Origin of the sequence: Holospora undulata HU1, assembly GCF_000388175.3 — a bacterium.
Lineage (GTDB): Bacteria > Pseudomonadota > Alphaproteobacteria > Holosporales > Holosporaceae > Holospora > Holospora undulata_A.
The window spans coordinates 1-3,823 of record NZ_ARPM03000033.1 but is presented as its reverse complement, the minus strand read 5'-3'; the positions used below and the strand labels follow the sequence as shown (position 1 = coordinate 3,823).

The window sequence follows — 3,823 nt, the reverse complement described above, 5'->3', positions numbered from 1 at the left end:
TTTGAAATGCCACTATATGTCGCTTCAATGCCACTTTGCATTGATCCAAACCCTTGGTTGATTAGCTTTTCTAACATTCTTAAACTAGTTTTCTTGCCAAGCAGTATTAATCTCAGCAAACCTTTGAATAGTAATTCTCCGGTGATTTTATTATTATATCTATTGACATCGTAAAGTTTTCCTAGTCCCTCTAACCATATATCAATACATCATTATAAAATTAAAACTTTATACTCATAATATCTATCTCTACCACTTTCAACACTTATGCCCCCTGAACCCCATCGAAGAATGAAATGTGCGCAACAATCGATTTTTCGTCTCTGCCAAAGAGTTTTGCAAGAGTATGCTGACATTTTTTCGACCAAACATGAAACAACATCGCCATAGATCTTGTCGAGCGCGTCAATGACAATTTTCAACGCATTAGTCCAACACTTTCAGTTTGATTTGGTATAATTTTATTTTACTTATCAAATACACTTCTAAATATTTTGCTTATTACCAGGACATGATGGTTTTTTCATATTTATTTAACTTCTATTGAAACCCAATATTTTGTTCTTAATTCAGTATAATGGAATACGGATTTTCCTCCTAGCTTCTTAAGAAATCTACTAACTGTTTATCGAAAAACCGTTTTTTTTAGTTTATTTTTTTTTATACGTTTTTCTATATTATATATTTTATATACTATTACAATATTTAGTAAAATTGTGAATATTAATCAGAATAAACTTACCAGAACTCCGCTTCGCAAATCATTTCAAAAAAATCTCAAAATTAATGAAAAAGAAGCCAACTACCTTTTAGAAAAAATTTTAGATCATTTTCATAAAATCTTTTTAAATACTAAAGATCCCCATATAAAAATTTCCTCCTTTGGAACATTTATTATTACAAATAAAAAAGAACGCATAGGGAGAAACCCACGAACTTTAGAAAAAACTATCATTCTTCCAAGAAGAAAAATAACTTTTCGCTCTTCAAAAGGACTAATAGAAAAGTTAAACCCCCCCCCTCATTTATAAATTCACTATTAATTAAAAAATCGTTGATTTTTTAGAGCTTGTAGCAGAAAAATCCTCTGGAAAAATTAAAGAATCTTGTTGAGTTCCAAAATGCACAAAATCACGCACCTCTTTTACAGATGTACACAAAAAATCATCGATTTTTCCCTGCCATAATAATCGCTGCTCTGATAAAAACAAGACGTATCGTGCCAACAAAGGTAGCCTTAAGATATCATGAGTAATAGTAACACATGTAACCTTATATATACTGTGAATGTTCTGAATAAGTAAACTAATAGCATGAGAAGCAACAGGGTCTAATCCCGCAGTTGGCTCATCTAAGAACAAAATTTTAGGTTTGCGTACTATGGCTCTTGCGATACTAACTCGCCTACGCATTCCACCAGACAGCTCACTTGGATAAGCGTCTCTGTGGAGCGCAGGAAATTGTACTTGATCTAAAGCTTCTTCCACTGAATGAGCTGAATGCTTTGGGAAAGAAAACGCAACATTTTCACGAACACTCATTCCATCAAAAAGCGCAGAATGCTGAAATACTACACCAATATCTTTGAAAATTTTTCCAGAGTTATTAATTACTGAAGATGATAGCCGCCGACCTTTAAAAAACACATCACCACAATCTAAAGAAAGCATCCCCAAGACGCAGCGAAATAAAACCGATTTTCCTACGCCAGAAGGCCCCACCAAAGCAACAGTTTGTCGGTCTTGGATATCAAAAGAAATGTTCTGTAATATACAAACATCGTTAAAAAATTTGTAAATATTTTTGACAGAAAAAATACTTTCTGCCACTAGATTGTTGCAAAACACAAAGGCCTTTATTATTACCATTAACCTATAAAGATTGTACACCAAAAATGATTAGATAGAAAGAACAAACAAAAACTACAACTTCAAATTATACCAAAACGATTTCAGCGCCGTACATCTTTGTATTTTTGATTAGAAACTACCAAAATTTCAGGCCTTCAACCAAAGGTAGCATGATTAATTTTCAATGTTTTATTAACATGAAGTGCCGCAAAAATAAGCAGTGCTACCTCCGGCATTTCAAGTGATCGCGTGTTTGCAAGGGGGGCGAAATCTTGAAAACCAATGGCGGTGTTGACCGTTATTTTGTTCAATGGAAAAGGTTTTATCTTTTCCCTGAAAGAGGTCGGTGCTTGGAATAATTTTATTAAAACCTGCCCAATGATCTGCGCAATAAAGTAAAATTTTTCATTTTTTAATTGTTCAAAAAGTCGTTTGAATGTTTGACGTTAGTGATCGCCAAATTCCTAATCGATGAGCCGTTTTCCAGCACGATCATAGACTTTAGAAATCCAAGCTTTAAAAATCCAAAATTTTTTGCTTCTTTTTTAAATAATTCCAAAATTCATCGACTTCCTTGACAATACCTTTGTCTTCTGGGGATGGCTCAATTTTGGCGCATAGCCTTGATCCTAAGGTGCCACCTCCTTCAAAACAGCGCTCGCGCTGACACTAAAACGCCGAGCAATTCGGTTCATTGAAAAGTCACTTGCGTATAAAACAAGGGCGTTTAGCTTGTCTTTTTCAGGTACACCTCGTGAAATTTTTTCTACATTTTTTACATTTGTACCGCTTTTCCCCTCGAACAAAACCCCTTTTAAAGCAATCTTAACCATTCACAAAATTTACATACAATCATTTTTAGAGACTTTTAAAAGACTTGCTTTTACCAATTCTGACAAAAAAGATCTTTAGTTAAAATCTTCGTAATTTTAGTCTAGTTTATGCGCGAGTTAAAAAATACAATAATGAAAATCGTATGTACCGCTTCGTATTTCTCCATTTACTATCGGGAAATGGTATAAGAAAAAATGGCCCCAAGCCAACCATATAAGAAGAATATGACCTTGCTCAATTGATTACTTATTTCAATTCCAGATCTCGTAATCTTTTTATACTGATTTAGCTATAGACATTTGAGGAAGAGCGTATAATACAGACCTCTAAAAGCTTCTTTTACTTCTGTTGTTCTGCAATACTTTCGGAATGGCGACACGAAGCGCTTATTGGAAATTCAAATTGTAGCCCTTCTGATTGTGCTATTGCATCGTAAACCCCCACCTCTACGCCGTGTAAACACCGTCCAAGTGGCACTTGGATGCCTGAAGGCATAGCCAAAGGAAACCCCTCACCTTGTGTTACTGTATCTTCGTAACAACAAATAAGATTAAAATAAGGGCTATTTGTATCTTCTAAATCTACTACATTTTTACTAGATTCTTCTTCGACCGCTCTCATAAATTTACTTATCGTTTTTCCATACGATTTGAAAAAAATACTCATGTTTGCATCAGTATGTACGTTATTTTTTAAATCCCAAAAATAATTTGCAATTTTTTCAAACGATGCTGCGCGAATCTGTTCGAATGCTTCTTTTTCTTGAGAAGTTTTTCCATCATTTGCTGCAAAAACATTAGGATAAAGTGTGTTGAATTCTGGAATAGTATTAAAGTCTATTGCCATTTTATCCAATAATACGTAGAAATTTTGCCCAGATGAATTGTCTTTTTTGTCTTGAAATAAAAGATATTTTTGTGAAGCTTCACCAAATTCTTTTAATATAACTTTTTTAAATGCGTATTCTTCTGAACGATCGTGAACCGTGCTTAAGAGCGCTAAATGGAAGTCATTTCCAAGCTGCGCACCATGCCATCCCCTACCTCTTTGCAAATAATCAATGCCTAATAAAATATTTTGCTTTCTTTGATCATCTAATTTGGAAGAATCTATAGCTGCATGCAGTTTTTCAATTTCTT

7 protein-coding genes are annotated in these 3,823 nt (G+C 33.9%); 1 reads left to right on the top strand and 6 read right to left on the bottom strand.

Annotated elements, in window-relative coordinates; translation table 11 throughout:
- Positions 1-212 precede the first annotated feature (212 nt).
- On the bottom strand, positions 213-422 hold the full coding sequence (locus tag K737_RS10190) for a hypothetical protein (RefSeq protein WP_162471402.1): 210 nt from the start codon (positions 420-422) through the stop codon (positions 213-215).
- Between the two features lie 294 nt (positions 423-716).
- On the opposite strand from K737_RS10190, the gene K737_RS00395 reads away from it, so the two are divergent.
- Positions 717-1,031, top strand: coding sequence for an HU family DNA-binding protein (locus K737_RS00395; RefSeq protein WP_006294134.1), 315 nt, complete (start codon positions 717-719; stop codon positions 1,029-1,031).
- Between the two features lie 12 nt (positions 1,032-1,043).
- Here the strand turns inward: K737_RS00395 and K737_RS00390 are convergent, their stop codons facing one another.
- From K737_RS00390 to K737_RS09760, 5 genes are all read right to left on the bottom strand, one after another.
- Positions 1,044-1,868 (bottom strand): ABC transporter ATP-binding protein, encoded by an 825-nt coding sequence (locus tag K737_RS00390; protein WP_023491172.1) that lies wholly within the window; start codon positions 1,866-1,868, stop codon positions 1,044-1,046.
- 137 nt (positions 1,869-2,005) lie between these two features.
- Positions 2,006-2,161, bottom strand: a complete 156-nt coding sequence (locus tag K737_RS10785; RefSeq protein WP_023491171.1) for a hypothetical protein — start codon at positions 2,159-2,161, stop codon at positions 2,006-2,008.
- Positions 2,162-2,262: 101 nt separating this feature from the next.
- Complete coding sequence (locus K737_RS10780) at positions 2,263-2,409, bottom strand: hypothetical protein (protein ID WP_235075634.1); 147 nt, start codon at positions 2,407-2,409, stop codon at positions 2,263-2,265.
- Between the two features lie 70 nt (positions 2,410-2,479).
- Positions 2,480-2,683, bottom strand: a complete 204-nt coding sequence (locus K737_RS00385) for a hypothetical protein (protein WP_006299211.1) — start codon at positions 2,681-2,683, stop codon at positions 2,480-2,482.
- Between the two features lie 340 nt (positions 2,684-3,023).
- A partial coding sequence (locus K737_RS09760) for a hypothetical protein (RefSeq protein ID WP_006299209.1) occupies positions 3,024-3,823 on the bottom strand: 800 nt, incomplete at its 5' end.